This is a genomic window from Erythrobacter sp. MTPC3, assembly GCF_042854385.1.
Lineage (GTDB): Bacteria > Pseudomonadota > Alphaproteobacteria > Sphingomonadales > Sphingomonadaceae > Erythrobacter.
The window spans coordinates 222,724-238,719 of record NZ_BTGP01000003.1; the positions used below are offsets into that span (position 1 = coordinate 222,724).

Consider the following 15,996-nt stretch of genomic DNA (forward strand, 5'->3'; position numbering starts at 1 on the left):
CCACTCCTTATCAGCGCGGCAAAAACTTTATGTATGATATCAATGGTAAGCGCATCTATGTCGCCGGGCATCGCGGCATGGTTGGCGGGGCGATCGCACGCCTGCTGACAGAGCGCGGGGCACAGGTCCTTACTGCTCCGCGTGATGTCGATCTGCGTGAACAGGCCATGGTGCGCGAATGGTTTGCCGCGAACCGCCCGGATGCCGTTGTTGTGGCCGCTGCCAAGGTCGGCGGCATCCTCGCCAATGACAGCTATCCTGCGGAATTTCTCTACGATAACCTCATGATCGAGGCGAACGTGATCGAGGCGACGCATCGGAACGATGTGAACCGGCTGCTGTTCCTTGGCTCATCGTGCATCTACCCGAAACTTGCCCCGCAGCCGATCAGCGAAGATGCTTTGCTGACCGGCCCGCTTGAGCCGACCAATGAATGGTATGCCATCGCCAAGATCGCCGGGATCAAGCTGTGCCAATCCTATCGCAGGCAATATGGCCGCGATTACATCAGCGCGATGCCCACTAACCTTTACGGCCCCGGCGACAATTTCGACCTTGCCTCCAGCCATGTCCTGCCCGCCCTAATCCGCAAGGCGCACGAGGCAAAGCAGGCCGGCGATGACAGCATCACGATCTGGGGCACCGGCACACCGCGCCGGGAATTTCTGCATGTCGACGATCTGGCGGCAGGCTGCGTGTTCCTGCTGGAGAACTATTCCGGTGAAGAACACGTCAATCTTGGCTCGGGCACGGACCTGACGATCAACGAACTGGCTGAAACGGTTTGCAAGGTCGTCGGATTTGAGGGCGAGATCATCCGCGACACTTCAAAGCCGGACGGCACCCCTCGCAAATTGATGGACGGGTCGAAAATAGCGGGGATGGGCTGGGCGCCGACAATCCCTCTCGAGGATGGTATCGGCCGCGCCTACCGGTGGTTTCTGGAAAACGTCGCCGAAAAGCCGCGCGAGGGAGCTTAGCCCTCCCACTTCTCCAGCACGCAGCCGTATCCTTCGCGGTACGTCGCCGTGCTGGATGTGACGAGAGGGAAGCGTGCGGTAACACTTTTCGCCTGCGGATCATCGACCAGCGTCACCAGCTCCATACCCGAAAGCTTGTCCTTGTTGCAGTCTTTCAGGCTGCGATCCGAGACAAACCGGCACGAACAGCCCACTCGTGCGGCATAGGCTGTGCCGACATCGGCATACCCGCCAATGGGCGCGCGATAGACATACGCCGCAGCAGCGATGGCCGCGCCAATCAGCAGCAACAACCATAGGAGGATGCGGGATTTTCCGGTGCGTTTCGTATTTGCCATTGCAACGGCGTTATCCTTGGGGAATTGAGAGCGCAATGACTCATCGCATTGCCTTATCGCGTTACCTTGGCCCGGCACTGCTGGCGCTTGCTCTCGCCGCATGTGGAGGCGCGCAGCCTGACGTTCCGCCGCCGCTAAGTGAAGAAGCGCTTGGCGCAGTGACGGACGATGCCGGCGCCCCGCGTGACCAGCTCGCCCGGCAGGTGGACGACCTGTTTACAGCGGAAGGTATCGGGGAAACCCGCGCCGTCGTTGTGATGGCGGACGGCAATCTGGCGGCGGAGCGGTACGGGGAAGGCTACGATGCAGACACCCGATTTATCAGCTGGTCGATGGCGAAAACCGTCACCGCCGTTCTGATCGGAATGCTGGTCGCCGATGGCAAGCTGACGGTCGGCGACCCCGCACCTGTGCCGATGTGGCAGCGTCCCGGCGACCCGCGGTCGGAGATCACTTTGCGCCACTTGCTGCAAATGCGCAGCGGGCTGCGGCATACCGAGGCGGGTGACCCTCCTTACGAATCGTCCGAGGTGCGGATGCTGTTCCTTGACGGACGGGACGATATGGCGCGCTGGGCAAAGGAGCAGCCGCTGGAGGCGGAGCCGGGCGATCGGTTCGAATATTCATCGAACACGACAGTCATTCTGGCCGACATTGCAGCGCGCGCCCTCACCAATAGCGAGGATCCCGAAATCCGCCGTGCGGCGGTTGATGACTTCCTTAAAGACCGGCTGTTCGAACCACTCGGCATGGCTTCGATGGTTGCAGAATACGATGCGTCAGGCACTTTGATCGGCGGCAGTTTGATGCATGCCAGCGCACGCGATTGGGCGAAGTTCGGCGAATTCATGCGGCGCGGCGGGCGCTCTCCTGCGGGCGAGCAGCTTGTCCCGAGCCGCTGGATCGAGGCGATGACCGCATCCAGTCCTGCAGCGGCACAATACGGCTTTCAAACGTGGCTGAACCAGCCTTTGGGAGAGCAAGGCGGCGAATACGGGCACCCGCTGTTTCCTGACCGCGCGCCGCAATCCCTTTTCGCCTTGATCGGGCATATGGGCCAATACGTTCTGGTCTCACCCGAGCAGCGCGTGACCGTGGTGCGGTTGGGCCATTCGGACAGTCAGGAGCGCCCGCCCATGCTTCAGGAAGCGGCGGATATCCTCGCCCTTTATCCCGCCAGGTAACCTCTACCCTTCGAGATAGAATACACCCTCGACCACGGTAACGCACGGCCCGCCCAGCCATGCGCGGTCCCCGTCAAGGCGGAGGGTGAGATCACCGCCGCGCTGGCTCGCCTGATGCGCAGTGAAGCTGTCACGTCCCAGCTTCGCGGCCCAGTACGGTGTCAAAACCGCATGAGCTGAGCCGGTGACGCTGTCTTCATCCACTCCGCCGCCGGGCACGAAGACCCGGCTGACAACGTCATGGTTGTCGCCCGGTGCGGTGCAGATGAACTGGTCATCACCCAGCGCCTCCAGCCCCCTGATATCGGGATCAAGTGCGCGCACGGCGGCTTCGTCCTCGAACAGGAAAACGTTGTAACCATCGGCATTGCGATGAAGCGAGAGTGGCGGTGCTCCCAGCAAAGCGGCTGCTTCGGGAAACTCGGCGGGCTGCGACGGGATGGCGGGGAGGCCCAACGCATAGATATCGCCATCACGCCGCACTTCCAGAATGCCCGCCTTGCGCGTGCGAAACGTCATGCGCTCGCCGCCATCACGGCCCAGCAGCACATGCCCGCTGGCAAGGGTCGCGTGACCGCATAGGGCGATCTCGACCGTGGGCGTGAACCAGCGCAGCTCCCAGTCGGCGGCGCCGGTTTTATCGCGCACCACAAAGGCTGTTTCAGCGAAGTTGTTCTCCTCGCCAATGGCCTGCAAAATCTCGTCCGGCAGCCATTCATCCAAGACCATGACCGCCGCCTGATTGCCCGCAAACGGAGCATTGGCAAAGGCGTCGACATGCCAATATGGTATTTTTGTCATATCAGCGTGAACCTTTATGGATAAAGCAGGGTGTCAGACCAGCCGAGCGCATCGGCAGCGCCCTCCAGCGTGAACAGCCGCCGGTCATGCAGGCGGTTGTCGCGGTCCATCCAGAATTCGATCCGTTCCGGTTTTAGCGTGAAGCCAGTCCAGTGCGGCGGCCTTGGCACCTCGCCTGCCTGCTCATGCTCGGCCCACAGCGCCTCCACCCGGTCGAGATAGTCCTGCCGGTTTTCCAGCGGCCGCGATTGGTCACTGGCGGCGGAACCGACCTGGCTTTTATACGGGCGGGAGTGGAAATACGCATCGGCTCGTTCCTTGCTGACCTCGGTCAGCGGGCCTTCGATACGGATCTGGCGGCGCAGGCTCTTCCAGTGGAACAGCAGGCTGGCCTGCATGTTGGCGCGAATCTCTCCGCCCTTGCGGCTGCCTGAATTGGTGAAGAAGGTAAATCCGCCCTCATCCGCGCCGTGCCCTTTCAGCAGCACCATCCGCACAGATGGCGCACCGCCCGGCGTAGCGGTTGCCAGCGCCATGGCATTGGGGTCGTTTGGTTCGCTGTCCTGCGCCAAGGCGAACCACTCATCAAACAGCGCAAACGGATCGGCATTTGCCGGGATGGCGCTGTCGGCCAGCTGGGTATCGTCAAGGGCGGCGGGCGTGGTCATTCGGGGGGCTCCTGTGGAGAGACATGGACCGCATGTTACACGGTCCTGGCAAGAGAAATCTTGGCCGGCATACAAGTTCCTCATCGCGTTCCCGTCTGTTGCCCGAAAATACGTCATCGGGGGGCGTTACAATCGCCAGCCGGCGTAGGAAAGTTTGTCTCGCAGCGATGCATAGCGCACTGCAGTCTTGCACCAAGAGACTGTCTCACCTAGCTAACACGGCATGGGCGATCCGTACAAAACTCTGGGGGTAACGCGCACTGCGTCCGAAAAGGACATCAAGAGCGCATATCGAACGCTCGCAAAACAGCTTCACCCGGACAAGAACAAAGACAATCCAAAGGCGGCGGAAAGGTTTTCCGACGCGACCAAGGCGTATGACCTGCTGTCCGACAAGGATAAGCGCGCGCAATTCGATCGCGGAGAAATAGACGCAGAAGGCAACCCGCTTAACCCCTTTGCCGGAATGGGCGGGGGTATGGGCGCCGGTATGGGCGGGCGACCCGGCGGCTATCGTCCTGGTGGTTTCGGCGGCAGGCCGGGCGGACCCCCTCCGGGCGGCATGAGCCCCGAGGACATGGATCTGGGCGACCTGTTCGAAGGACTGTTTGGCGCCGGACGCGCACGGCAGACCAACGGAAGGCGCGGCTTCGGGCAGCGCCCCCCGCCCCCGCCATCCTCTCCACCCCGAAAACGCGGCGCAGACATTCAATACCGGCTCGCCGTGCCGTTTGTGGATGCGGCGGCAGGGCGCGATCAGCGCATCACTCTCGCCGATGGCAAGGCGATCAGCCTGAAACTGCCCGGCGGTGTCGAAGACGGCACGCAAATGCGCCTGAAGGATAAAGGCCACGCCGGGCCGGGCGGTAGCGGTGACGGTATCGTCATTATCGAGATCGGCAGCCACCCGTTTTTCAAGCGTGACGGCGACAATATCCGCATGGACGTGCCGATAACGCTGGATGAGGCCATTCGCGGCGCGAAGGTGAAATGCCCGACCGTCGATGGTCCGGTCATGCTCACGATCAAGCCGGGGACCAATGGCGGCACTGTCATGCGGCTTGCCGGAAAAGGTTGGACGAAGAAAGTGTCGCGGGGCAGCGGCGGCAAACAGGAACGCGGCGATCAGCTCGTAACACTCGAAATTCAGCTTCCCGAAGACCTCAAAAAACTCGAAGAAAAGCTGGATGGCTGGGTAGATACGGCGCGCCCGCGAGAGAAATTCGGTCTATAGACCGCTGAATGGTCTCGCAATCGGCCCCTCACGAGCATTCCGAGCGCGCCGTTCGCTCGCTCTCTCCCGAAGCCCGCCGGACGCGCCGGCGCGTAGCGAGCGCGCAGCAATCTGACGCTGTCGCGCCGCTTGGCCTCGCCACAAGCCCTGTTGATGATCGCAAACTGCCAAGCTGGCGCGCCATGCTCGTCTCGCTCGCCGGGCCTTTGGCGCCGGGATCGCGGCCTTTCGAAGTTTTAAAGCGCACGGCATTCGGCACGTATCAGGACGGCTTCATCCACGCCGGAAATCTCGCCTATCTGTCAATGCTGGCAATTTTCCCGTTCTTCATCATCAGCGGGGCGCTGTTCCAGCTGATCGGAGAGGTTGAGGAACGCCGGATGATGATCGACGCGGTGCTGTTGTCGATGCCTCCCACGGTGGCGCGTGTCATCGGCCCGGTTGCCTCCGATGTGGTCGATGCAAGGTCAGGCTGGCTGTTATGGGTTGGCGTCGCCATCGCGCTTTGGACGGTGTCCAGCCTGATCGAAACGATCCGCGATATTCTGCGCCGCGCCTATGGGACGAAACCTGCGCATTCCTTTCTGAAATACCGGCTGCTTTCCGCTGGCCTGATATTGGGCGCCGTCGTGCTGCTGATGGTGTCGTTTTTCGCCACAGTCATGATCGGCGCGGCGCAGCAGATCATCGATGGCCGGTTCCCGCAATTGAACGAGGCGGTTTCCACCTTGCAGGTATCGCGGATTGTCCCGGCATTGGGCCTCGCAGGGTCGCTTTACCTGCTCTTCTACACCCTCACGCCGAGCGAATATCGCCCCAGGCGGTATCCCAAGTGGCCCGGCGCGCTGTTGACCGCCGTCTGGTGGCTGACCGTGACCAGCGCACTGCCATTGGTGCTGGGCCGGTTCTTCACCTACGATTACACCTATGGCAGCCTGGCGGGTATCATTGTTGCCCTGCTGTTTTTCTGGCTGGTGGGGCTGGGCCTTGTTATCGGGGCGGAATTGAACGCGGCGCTGGCCGAACCGGATGATATCGGCGAAAACGGCGAAGAAACGGGCGGCGCGGCTGCTAAACAGGAGGAAGCGTGATGAGCGGTTTGATGAGCGGAAAACGGGGGCTGATCATGGGCCTCGCCAACGACAAATCGCTGGCATGGGGCATTGCGAAACAGCTGGCCGAACAGGGCGCGCAGCTGGCGTTTTCCTATCAGGGCGAAGCGTTGGCGAAGCGGGTGAAGCCGCTTGCAGAGCAGGTTGGCAGTGATTTCACGTTCGAATGCGACGTGTCGGATATGGCCTCGCTCGATAGCGCGTTCGAAACGCTCAAAAGCCGCTGGGACACGCTCGATTTTGTCATTCACGCAATCGGCTTTTCGGACAAGAACGAGCTGCGCGGCAAGTATGTCGACACCAGTCTCGACAATTTCCTGATGACGATGAACATTTCCGCCTATTCGCTGGTGGCCGTGTCGCAGCGCGCAGCGGCGATGATGCCGGAAAGCGGCGGCAGCATCGTGACGCTGACGTATTACGGGGCGGAAAAAGTCATACCGCATTACAACGTGATGGGCGTGGCCAAAGCGGCGCTGGAAACCAGCGTAAAATACCTCGCCAACGATCTGGGGCCGCGCAATATCCGCGTGAATGCGATCAGCGCAGGCCCGGTGAAAACACTCGCGGCGAGCGGTATCGGCGATTTCCGCTACATCCTCAAATGGAACGAGCTGAACGCCCCCCTCCGGCGCAATATCACCATTGACGATGTCGGCGGGGCGGGCGTGTATCTGTGCTCCGATCTGTCATCCGGCGTCACCGGAGAGACGCATCATGTCGATGGCGGCTATCACGTGGTCGGGATGAAGCAGGAAGATGCGCCCGATATCGGCCTCGCCTAAGCGGGGCTGGTTGGCGCGGCTGTTGACAGATGCGGCGCGCCCGGCGGCGTTTAACTGCCGGTTATCGTGATCTGGCCAAGCTCCGTACGGAGCGTCTGCTGCCCGGTGAAGGCACGGGCATAGATCCCCAGCAGCATCTGCTCACATGCCGGCGCGCTTTCGAATGAGAGCGTATTTGCACCATCGCCAAGAGCTTGCACGAAAAACGGCTCGCTATCGCCGGGGCACCGCAGCTCGATGCGCACCGCGTCGGCCCGCGATGCCGTCTCGGCGGTTTGTGTCAATTCGATCGCAAAGGGCGCGGCGGGCACTGGCAGAATCCGCTGGGCAATGATGCCGCCCTGACCGGGCCGCGCGAACAATTCCAGCCGCGCTCCATCGCGGCTTTCCTGCGCACGAAAATCGCTTTCATTGGTGAACTGCCAGTCAAATGGCGGGAATTCAGCGGACCAGCTTAGCGCGCCTGTGACCGGACCTGTTCCGTTTGAACCCCCAACCACGGCAAAAACCTCTGCCGCCGTCTCGACTTCGCCAATTTTGATAAGGCCCGCAATCAGTGTGCGATCAAACTCGGCGTCGACCAGATCGCGGCGCAGGCGCAGCTGGGCCAGATTGGGGAGCAGGGGCTGCTGTTTGACAGCATAGGCGGTGAAGAAAAATTCATGCCATGGCGAAGTGCCGTCCAGCAGCGCCGAAAAGGTCGGCACCGTCCGGTCATCCAGCAGAGCTTCGCCGAGTATGGGGAAAAATTCACTGTGGTATGTGGGATGAACACGCAAAATCTCGTCGAGAGACGAAATGGACCTGTCCACCTCGTTGGCTGCCAGATGCGATTCTAACACCAGCCCCTGCAATGTAAGGTCGCGGCGATTGAGGCGGGAGGCAAGCGTAAGGACGTCCTCCTGCGGGCCCGCATCGCCGTCTGCCAAAGCCAGCAGAGCATGTGATTTAACGCTCGCCGGATCGCGTTTAAGCGCACTGAGAGACAATTCGCGCGCGCCCTGTGCTGCCTGTTTCAGCGACTGGCCTCTGGATGCGGCATCGGTAAATGCCTTAAACGCGGCGACTTCATAGGCTTCGCCATTGAGCGGAAATAGCGCCGTGGCCGTTTCGGGAGCAGATTTGGTCGACAGGGCGCTGAGCGCGTGGACACCCACTGCGGCGCTTACCATCAGCCCGATGGCGCCGCTGATTGCGAGCCTTCCGATGTGTCCGCCTGCTGTCACCGCCGGTCTGCCTTCACCATTGGCTTAAGCCATTTCTTCGTCGGCTTTGCTGCCATAGCCATAGCCGTAGCCATAACCATAGCCGTAACCATAGGCGGCATTTTTCTCGTCCAGTTTGGTCACGAGCCCGCCATAAACCTGCGCGCCGGTCGTTTCGAGGCGGGTCAGTGCCCGCTCGATTGCGCGCAGTTTGATGCGGTCAAATTCGATCGCATAGACGACCCCGTCGACAGACCGTGCCAGCTCAACCGCATCGGCCAAGGCCAACATTGGCGCGCTGTCGATGATGATCTGGTCATAATCCTGCTTGGCAAGCTCGATGATCTCACGCATGCGGCCACTCGCTAGCAATTCCACCGGATTTGGCGGCGTTCTGCCGTGCGAGAGGAAGTCGAACCCGTGACCATCAATGGTGACGGTTTCGGCTGCGATATTCGACGAAGCGCCGGTCAGCAGCGCCGTTAGTCCGCCTTTGTCATCCGCCATGTTGTCGACGAGAGAGGACATGCGTGAATTGCGCAAATCGGCATCGATCAGGAGCGTGCGCTTACCCAGCTGGGCAAAGCTGCTTGCCAAAGCAAATGACGAAATCGATTTGCCCTCGCCAGGCACAGACGATGTCAGCATCAGCGCCCTTGGCGCGCCTGCTGGCGTCAGGAACGAAAGGTTCGTGCGCACCGACTTGTACGCCTCGCTGAGCTCCGAAGAACGTTCGGCCAGGCTTTCCGCAATCGGGCCCGACGATGTTTTCGGGATCGCGCCAAGCAGCGGGAGGTCAAGCCTGCGCGTCACATCCTGCGGATCCTTCAGCGTCTGGCTCAACGCCACCCTGAGGTAGACCAGGATGATCACCAGGACGAGCGCCAAAAACAGCGCCGCAATCAGGTTCTGAAACAGCGACGGGGCATAGGGCCGAGAAGGCGCGACTGCGCGGTCGATCAGGGTGATGTTGTTCTGGCCAGCGCCAGATGCCTCAAGCCCCTTATAACGCTGCAGCAGTGCATCATAGAGTTCACGATTGGTTTCGACCTCACGCTTCAGGATACCGTAATTGATGCTTTGCCCCTGCTGGCTCAGGAAACGGTTCTTTGCCGCTTCAAACCGGCCGCGAAGATTGGCTTCCCGCATTTCCGCAGAGCGCAGAACGGAGGATGTCTCATTCTCGATCGCGGCTCTCAAAGTGGCCACTTCGGCCTCTTTTTCGAGCAACGCCGGATAGCGCGGGCCGAAATTCGCCCGCAATTGCGCCAGTTCGGTCTGCGCCGCGATCAATTGCGTGCGCAGCTCGTTGCGCGGATCTGACGCTGGAAAATCGCCAGACAATGCAGCGGAGCCGGCCGCAATGCGTGCCGACACCGCATCAGCCAGTTCCGCATTCAATACGGCAAGGTCGCTTGCGATCAAAGTTTGGCTGGCGCTTTCCGAACCCGCTTCACCATTGGGCCGTTCTAGGATGAGGATTTCGTTGGCGTTCGCGTATTCGATCAGCTCGGTTTCGGATTCGGCAAGCCTTTCACGCAGTTCCGCAATCTGATCGTTAAGATATTCGCGAGCCTGAATGTTGTCGCCGAACCGCTTCTCGTAATTCGCGGCGATGAATTCATCTGCCCAGCGATTGGCAAGGTTCGCGGACACCGTCGGCGAAGGGCTGGAAAACTGAATGTCGACAAGGTTCGATTGGGTGATAGGCGAGATACTGACATTGCCCAGCAGCAGGTTTTGCAACCGGCGATCGGTCAGGTTTGCCGCATCCTGAAGGTTGAACGCCTCAAGGAATTCCTCATCACGGGCCAGATTGGCCGCTTCGATCACGCGCGAAGCCATGAACCGCGATTCGAGCAATTCGTATTGAGTGTTGAGGTAATTCAGCTCATTTGCGCGTGAAACCCGCTCAAGCGGATCGACATTGGTGACATTCGCGCTTTCCCGCTGGATTTCGAGACGGGTGTCCGCACGGTACAACTCCGTCGAAAGCAGCGTCAGAACGATCCCTATCAAAACGCAAAGCGCAACGATGCCCGCGATCCAGTATTTCAGATTACGCGCTTCTGAAAGATACCGTTCGATATCGATGCTGAAGCGGTCGCCCTCCTGTTCCGGATAGCCTTCTTTGCCGTTGGGCTCGGAAAACACCGCCGGAGCCGATGAGATTGTCGTTGTCTCGTTCATGATCGACCTTATCGAGCCACTTGAGAAATGATGACAGCGGCCGTCGAAAGAAACGGTGCACCGATTGAAACAAGGCGATCCAGTCGGCGCCGTTCGGGCGAATCGCCAACCATTACGATGTCATCAGGATACAGCTGTGGATCGGCGTAATTGCCGCGCTGGATCGCTTGAATATTGTAGATCCCGATAAATCGCCGGCCCTCGACCGTGCGCATGACGAGCACTTCATCATAACGCGCATAGTCGCCCAGGCCGCCGGCCAGGTTGACCGCGCGCAGCAAGGACATGCTGCCTGATGCAGGATAGGAGCCAGGATTTTCCACCTCGCCCCCGATCGAAATCGTGTTAACAGGCAATTCTTGCGGGATCAGACGCACTTGGGGATTGCGCAAGTAATCACCGCGCAGTCCGTCTTCGATCATCCGCGATGCCTCCGAAGGGGACATGCCCGCAACCGGCAAGGTACCCAACAGCGGGTATTGCAGATTGCCCATGCGATCGGTGAGGAAGGTCCCGCTCAAAGTTTCAGCGCCGACTACCGCGATATCGACGCGTTCCTGCGGGCCGATCAGGTATGTTTGTGCCGCGCTGGGAACAGGCAGCGTTGTCAGATCGGCAATCTCGACATCGGGCGCTGCGCCCAGAGTCCGATCAGACCCGGCGCAACCGGCCAGCAAAATGGATGCCGCCGCAAGACCAGCAAACATACTCGGAAATTTCATATTGACCCTCATCAAACCAAGTAGTCGCCATACCTCATTCTGTCGCTTAGCCAACCGTTTTGCGATTGAAATCACTTCATTTCTTTCGCCGCTTTGGCAGTATTGTCTCGAACATCGAAAGCCAGGACCAGCGCCAGCCATACGCCAATTGTCTGAATAATCGGGGTTCTAAGCGGATAATCGAAAAGCGACGCAACCGTAAGCATGGCCGCGATTGTTACCCAAAATACACAGCGCCCCAGCGCAGCAAAGTTCTGCGCGTAAAGCGAACGGACTGCAAGATATGTCCATACACCTAGTGCGATGACAATCAGGACCGCCGGAATTCCGCCTTCGATCACGATCTGCGCCCAGTCATTGTGCGCCTGGTTGAGATAGGCTGAATTCAGCAGCTCCGTTGGCTCTTCGATCATATAGACTGCATCGAATGACCCGAACCCTATCCCGAAAACCCAATAGGCTGCCATCATCTCCTGCAAAATCGGAAGTATTCTCCAACGCAGGTCCTCGAACGCGCTTTGATCCATCGCGTCGATCAGGCCGGGTACGCGTTCGAACTGGAACAACGCAAAAAGGAGCGCCAAAAACGCCCCCAATCCCGCCAGCATGACCGTACGCGGGCGTTGCATCATTAAAGCCATGGGCTTTGGCGCTGAAATGCCCGGCTTTGGCTTTGCCAGCCATAGATACGCCAACACCGCCGTCGCAATGACGCCCACCAGACCGATGCCCAGCCCGGCGCGCGACCCGCTGACCAACAGGCTGATCAGGACAAGTATGTAAGCCGCCGCCAAGGCGATGAAATAGACTGGATTGACTCGCCTCTTGCGCGGCGAAAACCCGAGCCGCGCGATCACCACGAGCACCATTGCCGAAAAAACAGCGGAGTGGTTCTCGTTTGCGAAAATGCCGACCGGCGCGCCGCCATTGGTGTGCGTGTAGGTATACAGCGGACTGCCGGCCCCTGCCGTAATCTGCAACAGGCCGAGCGCCGCATCGGCGCAGCCCATTGCAGCGATTATTAGAAGGACCGACTGACCGCTGGGCCTCAGTGCGATTACAAGCAGGGCAGCCGCAATAGGGATGACCAGCGCCATCAGCGCATTCCATCCGCGCATCGGCACCCATGCGATCGGGCGCCAGGTGCCCTCAAGGCCGTGCATGGCATCAAGTTCGGCGAGAAGGCCGCGCCCCGGCAGCGCATGCCAGAGCGCGGGCGGCAGAGGGATCAGCTGGATAGCGGTCCAGACGGTGATGGCCGCCAATAAAAGCAGCGGGACCTTGGCGTCCTTCGCGCTGTCACGGCTCAAATAATAAAACGCCGGGATCAGGAATAGCGCGGCGAGCGGACGCAGCGCCGCGATCTGCACCGCATCAAACCGCGCGCTGCCGCCCAGCAACGCGACCAGCGCCGCAAAGAGGGACAGCCAGATCAACGCCTGCACATTGCCTACTGGTTTCGACTGAACAGCCGCATCCATCGCTGCGATATCCCTCCCGTCGCCCCGGTCAGTTTTCTACACTGACCGGGATATCATAGCCATTCTTGGCAAGAAATGCGTGGCGCTGCGCCTCTATAAGGTCGGCGGCAACCATTTCGTTGCACATTTCGCGCGCGGTAATCTCCGGCTCCCAGCCGAGCTTTTCGCGCGCTTTGGTCGGATCGCCCAGCAGCGTCTCGACCTCTGCGGGGCGGAAATAGCGCGGATCGATGCGCACAACCACATCGCCCACTTTGAGCGCAGGCGCCTTGTCCCCTTCAATCGCGGTGACGGTCGCTGTTTCTTCAAGGTCGGTGCCTTTGAATTCCAACGCTACGCCCAGTTCTTCCGCGCTCCAGCGGATAAATTCGCGCACCGAATATTGCTTGCCCGTGGCGATGATGAAATCGTCAGCGACATCCTGTTGCAGCATCATCCACTGCATCCGCACGTAATCGTGGGCATGGCCCCAATCGCGCAGCGCATCGATATTGCCCATGTAAAGGCAGTCTTCGAGACCCTGGGCGATATTTGCGAGGCCGCGCGTAATCTTGCGCGTGACAAACGTCTCGCCCCGGCGCGGGCTTTCGTGATTGAACAGGATGCCATTGCAGGCATACATCCCGTACGCCTCGCGGTAATTGACGGTAATCCAGTACGAATACAGCTTTGCCACCGCATAGGGAGAGCGCGGATAGAACGGCGTTGTCTCTTTCTGCGGGGTTTCCTGCACCAGCCCGTATAATTCCGAAGTCGACGCCTGATAGAACCGGGTGGTTTTTTCCAGTCCTGAAAACCGGATCGCCTCCAACATGCGCAAAGTGCCCATCCCGTCGACATCGGCGGTGTATTCGGGCGCTTCGAAGCTGACGGCGACATGGCTTTGCGCGGCGAGATTATAGACCTCGTCCGGGCGCACTTCGTTCATGATCCGCGTCAGGTTCGATGTGTCGGTCAGGTCGCCGTAGTGCAGCTTTAACCGCCGGCCCTGTTCGTGCGGGTCTTGGTAGATGTGGTCGATGCGCTGCGTGTTGAAAGACGATGCGCGCCGCTTGATCCCGTGCACCTCATAGCCTTTGGCCAACAGGAATTCCGCCAGATAGGACCCGTCCTGTCCCGTAATTCCTGTGATCAATGCAGTCTTCGTCATCGCTTTGTTTCTTCTTTCAAACCGTTCTTCGCATGGTTTTTTACGCGGAACTGGCCCAGCTTACTTGTATTCTTACGGACGAGGGCGCCAAAACCGCCCACGCCATTTTTGCGCAGGGCGCGCAAATCCTCGCGACTTTTGCGCAATATCCGTTCAATCGAGCGATTGCTTTCGCCGCCTACGCGCATTTTTACAAGCACTTCGGGCAGATACGACAGGGTTATTCGCCCTTTCGCCAGATATCGCAGCATCGCGTCATAGTCAGCGGCAATGTCGAAGCTGGTGTCGTAAAGGCCATGCGCGTCAAAGACTTCGCGCCGCAGGTATAGCGTGGGATGGGGCGGCATCCAGCCTTTCGCAAGCAGGTCCGGGGAATATTCCCGGGACCGCCAGTGCCGGATGACCCGGTCCAGATTGTCTGCGGCAACATATTGCAGATCGCCGTAGACACCGTCGACCGCAGGGTCTTCGAAGTGTGCAGCAACCTGTTCCAGCACCCGGTCATGCGCAAATGCATCATCGGAATGCATCAAGCCGATCACATCGCCGCTTGCCCGCGAGATACCGCGATTGATTGCATCATAAATGCCTTCGTCGCGCTCCGAAACGAGCTGGGTTGAGGAGGTAGCGAGTGCGCGTACGGTGTCGAGCGTGCCGTCGGATGATCCGCCGTCCTGCACGACATGCTCGACATTATCATAGGTCTGCGACTGAACACTGGTGATCGCAGCGCCCACCGTTTCGACCCTGTTGTAAACGGCGGTGACGACCGAAATTTTCACTGCATGCGTATCCCGGAGCATGCATCGTCAGAGGCGAAGTGCCGCCTCAGGACCGTCCGATGCTGCTGTATTCAAAGCCCTTAGCGCGCACGTCGTCCGGCGTATAGATATTGCGCAGATCAACCAGCACCGAAGCGTTTGCCGTCGCTTTCACCTTGTCGAAATCGAGTGCGCGGAACGCATCCCATTCGGTGACGATCACCGTGGCATCGGCGCCTTCAATGGCTTCGTAAGGGTCGTTGCACATGGTAACGTTTGGCATCAGAGGTTTCGCAAGCTCCATGCCTTCGGGATCGAAAGCGGAGACATGCACACCGGCATCGGTAAGCGTCTGCGCCACCGCAATCGCGGGCGAATCGCGCATATCATCGGTGTTCGGCTTGAATGTAAGCCCCAGCAAAGCCGCCTTTTTGCCGCGTGCCTTTTCCTGTCCGCCCAGCGCATCCAGGACTTTGCGGCCCATTGCGCGCTTGCGGCTCTCGTTGACGTTCACGACCGCTTCGATGATGCGCGTCGGGCTGTCGTAATCCTCTGCGGTCTTGAGCAGGGCGAGCGTGTCTTTCGGGAAGCACGATCCGCCATAGCCCGGCCCTGCGTGCAGGAATTTCGAACCGATGCGGCCGTCCATGCCGATACCGCGGCTGACATCCTGCACGTTCGCGCCGACTTTCTCGCACAGATCGGCCATTTCGTTGATGAATGTGATCTTGGTCGCGAGGAAGGCGTTGGCGGCGTATTTGATCAGCTCGCTGGTGCGGCGTGAGGTGAACAGAATGGGCGATTCGTTGAGGAACAGCGGGCGATACACCTCGTGCATCACTTCGCGGCCAAATTCATCTTCCGCGCCGATGACGATACGGTCCGGGCGCTTGAAATCGCCGATGGCCGCGCCTTCGCGCAGGAATTCGGGGTTGGAAACGACCGAGACTTTATGCGCGGTACCGGTGTCTGCAATGATCCGCTCAACCTCGTCGCCCGTGCCGACCGGAACGGTCGATTTGGTCACGACAACCGCATCATTGGAAAGGCTTTCGCCCACCTCCTTGGCCACGGCATAGACGAAGCTGAGATCGGCATGGCCATCGCCGCGGCGGCTGGGCGTGCCCACTGCGATGAAAATGGCGCTCGCACCCTTGATCCCTTCGGCAAGCGAAGTGGTGAAGGACAGGCGGCCGGCTTTCACATTGGTTTCAACCAGTGCATCGAGGCCCGGTTCGTAAATCGGCATGATACCATCGTGCAGACGGTCGATCTTGCTCTGATCCTTGTCGATGCAGACGACCTCGTGGCCAAAGTCAGCAAAACATGCGCCTGATACCAGCCCAACATAGCCGGATCCTACCATCGCAATCTTCATTATATCG

The 15,996-nt window shown here is 59.8% G+C and carries 15 protein-coding genes; 5 read left to right on the plus strand and 10 right to left on the minus strand.

What is annotated here, in order from left to right; genetic code table 11:
• Positions 1–29 precede the first annotated feature (29 nt).
• Positions 30–980: a GDP-L-fucose synthase family protein gene (locus ACGHU1_RS05750; protein WP_390584435.1), complete on the plus strand. Its 951-nt coding sequence runs from the start codon at positions 30–32 to the stop codon at positions 978–980.
• On the opposite strand, the gene ACGHU1_RS05755 is transcribed toward ACGHU1_RS05750, so the two are convergent.
• Complete coding sequence (locus ACGHU1_RS05755; RefSeq protein WP_390584438.1) at positions 977–1,318, minus strand: hypothetical protein; 342 nt, start codon at positions 1,316–1,318, stop codon at positions 977–979. The genes ACGHU1_RS05750 and ACGHU1_RS05755 overlap by 4 nt on opposite strands.
• Before the next feature lie 35 nt (positions 1,319–1,353).
• Here ACGHU1_RS05755 and ACGHU1_RS05760 point away from each other — a divergent pair, with 35 nt between their 5' ends.
• Complete coding sequence (locus ACGHU1_RS05760) at positions 1,354–2,502, plus strand: serine hydrolase domain-containing protein (RefSeq protein WP_390584441.1); 1,149 nt, start codon at positions 1,354–1,356, stop codon at positions 2,500–2,502.
• Positions 2,503–2,505: 3 nt separating this feature from the next.
• Here the strand turns inward: ACGHU1_RS05760 and ACGHU1_RS05765 are convergent, their stop codons facing one another.
• Both ACGHU1_RS05765 and pdxH read right to left on the minus strand, forming a co-directional pair.
• Complete coding sequence (locus tag ACGHU1_RS05765) at positions 2,506–3,303, minus strand: PhzF family phenazine biosynthesis protein (RefSeq protein ID WP_390584444.1); 798 nt, start codon at positions 3,301–3,303, stop codon at positions 2,506–2,508.
• A 14-nt stretch (positions 3,304–3,317) separates the two neighbouring features.
• Entirely contained in the window at positions 3,318–3,971 is a 654-nt protein-coding gene (gene pdxH / locus ACGHU1_RS05770; RefSeq protein WP_390584447.1) for a pyridoxamine 5'-phosphate oxidase, read from the minus strand.
• Positions 3,972–4,194: 223 nt separating this feature from the next.
• Here pdxH and ACGHU1_RS05775 point away from each other — a divergent pair, with 223 nt between their 5' ends.
• From ACGHU1_RS05775 to fabI, 3 genes are read left to right on the plus strand one after another with little or no spacing between them, the layout of a single operon-like run.
• On the plus strand, positions 4,195–5,205 hold the full coding sequence (locus ACGHU1_RS05775) for a DnaJ C-terminal domain-containing protein (protein ID WP_390584449.1): 1,011 nt from the start codon (positions 4,195–4,197) through the stop codon (positions 5,203–5,205).
• An 8-nt stretch (positions 5,206–5,213) separates the two neighbouring features.
• Entirely contained in the window at positions 5,214–6,296 is a 1,083-nt protein-coding gene (locus tag ACGHU1_RS05780) for a YihY/virulence factor BrkB family protein (RefSeq protein WP_390584451.1), read from the plus strand.
• On the plus strand, positions 6,296–7,102 hold the full coding sequence (fabI, locus tag ACGHU1_RS05785; RefSeq protein WP_390584454.1) for an enoyl-ACP reductase FabI: 807 nt from the start codon (positions 6,296–6,298) through the stop codon (positions 7,100–7,102). Before ACGHU1_RS05780 ends, fabI begins: the two co-directional genes overlap by 1 nt.
• Positions 7,103–7,152: 50 nt before the next feature.
• On the opposite strand, the gene ACGHU1_RS05790 is transcribed toward fabI, so the two are convergent.
• The 7 genes from ACGHU1_RS05790 to ACGHU1_RS05820 all read right to left on the minus strand — a co-directional run bounded on the left by ACGHU1_RS05790 (position 7,153) and on the right by ACGHU1_RS05820 (position 15,989).
• Complete coding sequence (locus ACGHU1_RS05790; RefSeq protein WP_390584457.1) at positions 7,153–8,328, minus strand: hypothetical protein; 1,176 nt, start codon at positions 8,326–8,328, stop codon at positions 7,153–7,155.
• Between the two features lie 24 nt (positions 8,329–8,352).
• A complete protein-coding gene (locus tag ACGHU1_RS05795) occupies positions 8,353–10,497 on the minus strand; it encodes a GumC family protein (RefSeq protein ID WP_390584460.1) in 2,145 nt (714 codons plus the stop codon).
• Between the two features lie 8 nt (positions 10,498–10,505).
• The gene (locus ACGHU1_RS05800; protein WP_390584462.1) at positions 10,506–11,219 is read right to left on the minus strand and encodes a polysaccharide biosynthesis/export family protein; all 714 of its coding nucleotides are present in this window, start codon (positions 11,217–11,219) and stop codon (positions 10,506–10,508) included.
• 71 nt (positions 11,220–11,290) lie between these two features.
• Positions 11,291–12,700 (minus strand): O-antigen ligase family protein, encoded by a 1,410-nt coding sequence (locus ACGHU1_RS05805; RefSeq protein ID WP_390584465.1) that lies wholly within the window; start codon positions 12,698–12,700, stop codon positions 11,291–11,293.
• Positions 12,701–12,728: 28 nt separating this feature from the next.
• A complete protein-coding gene (gene gmd, locus ACGHU1_RS05810; RefSeq protein WP_390584467.1) occupies positions 12,729–13,850 on the minus strand; it encodes a GDP-mannose 4,6-dehydratase in 1,122 nt (373 codons plus the stop codon).
• Positions 13,847–14,632 carry a glycosyltransferase family 2 protein gene (locus tag ACGHU1_RS05815; RefSeq protein WP_390584470.1) on the minus strand — a complete coding sequence of 262 codons (786 nt, stop codon included), beginning with the start codon at positions 14,630–14,632 and terminating at the stop codon, positions 13,847–13,849. The genes gmd and ACGHU1_RS05815 overlap by 4 nt, the downstream gene beginning before the upstream one ends.
• 46 nt (positions 14,633–14,678) lie before the next feature.
• Complete coding sequence (locus ACGHU1_RS05820) at positions 14,679–15,989, minus strand: UDP-glucose dehydrogenase family protein (RefSeq protein WP_390584473.1); 1,311 nt, start codon at positions 15,987–15,989, stop codon at positions 14,679–14,681.
• Positions 15,990–15,996: the final 7 nt, after the last annotated feature.

Coding starts and splice junctions, on each gene's coding strand:
- ACGHU1_RS05750 (WP_390584435.1), top strand. CDS start 30: ATGTATGATATCAATGGTAAGCGCATCTATGTCGCCGGGCATCGCGGC.
- ACGHU1_RS05755 (WP_390584438.1), bottom strand. CDS start 1,318: ATGGCAAATACGAAACGCACCGGAAAATCCCGCATCCTCCTATGGTTG.
- ACGHU1_RS05760 (WP_390584441.1), top strand. CDS start 1,354: ATGACTCATCGCATTGCCTTATCGCGTTACCTTGGCCCGGCACTGCTG.
- ACGHU1_RS05765 (WP_390584444.1), bottom strand. CDS start 3,303: ATGACAAAAATACCATATTGGCATGTCGACGCCTTTGCCAATGCTCCG.
- pdxH (WP_390584447.1), bottom strand. CDS start 3,971: ATGACCACGCCCGCCGCCCTTGACGATACCCAGCTGGCCGACAGCGCC.
- ACGHU1_RS05775 (WP_390584449.1), top strand. CDS start 4,195: ATGGGCGATCCGTACAAAACTCTGGGGGTAACGCGCACTGCGTCCGAA.
- ACGHU1_RS05780 (WP_390584451.1), top strand. CDS start 5,214: ATGGTCTCGCAATCGGCCCCTCACGAGCATTCCGAGCGCGCCGTTCGC.
- fabI (WP_390584454.1), top strand. CDS start 6,296: ATGAGCGGTTTGATGAGCGGAAAACGGGGGCTGATCATGGGCCTCGCC.
- ACGHU1_RS05795 (WP_390584460.1), bottom strand. CDS start 10,497: ATGAACGAGACAACGACAATCTCATCGGCTCCGGCGGTGTTTTCCGAG.
- ACGHU1_RS05800 (WP_390584462.1), bottom strand. CDS start 11,219: ATGAAATTTCCGAGTATGTTTGCTGGTCTTGCGGCGGCATCCATTTTG.
- ACGHU1_RS05805 (WP_390584465.1), bottom strand. CDS start 12,700: ATGGATGCGGCTGTTCAGTCGAAACCAGTAGGCAATGTGCAGGCGTTG.
- gmd (WP_390584467.1), bottom strand. CDS start 13,850: ATGACGAAGACTGCATTGATCACAGGAATTACGGGACAGGACGGGTCC.
- ACGHU1_RS05820 (WP_390584473.1), bottom strand. CDS start 15,989: ATGAAGATTGCGATGGTAGGATCCGGCTATGTTGGGCTGGTATCAGGC.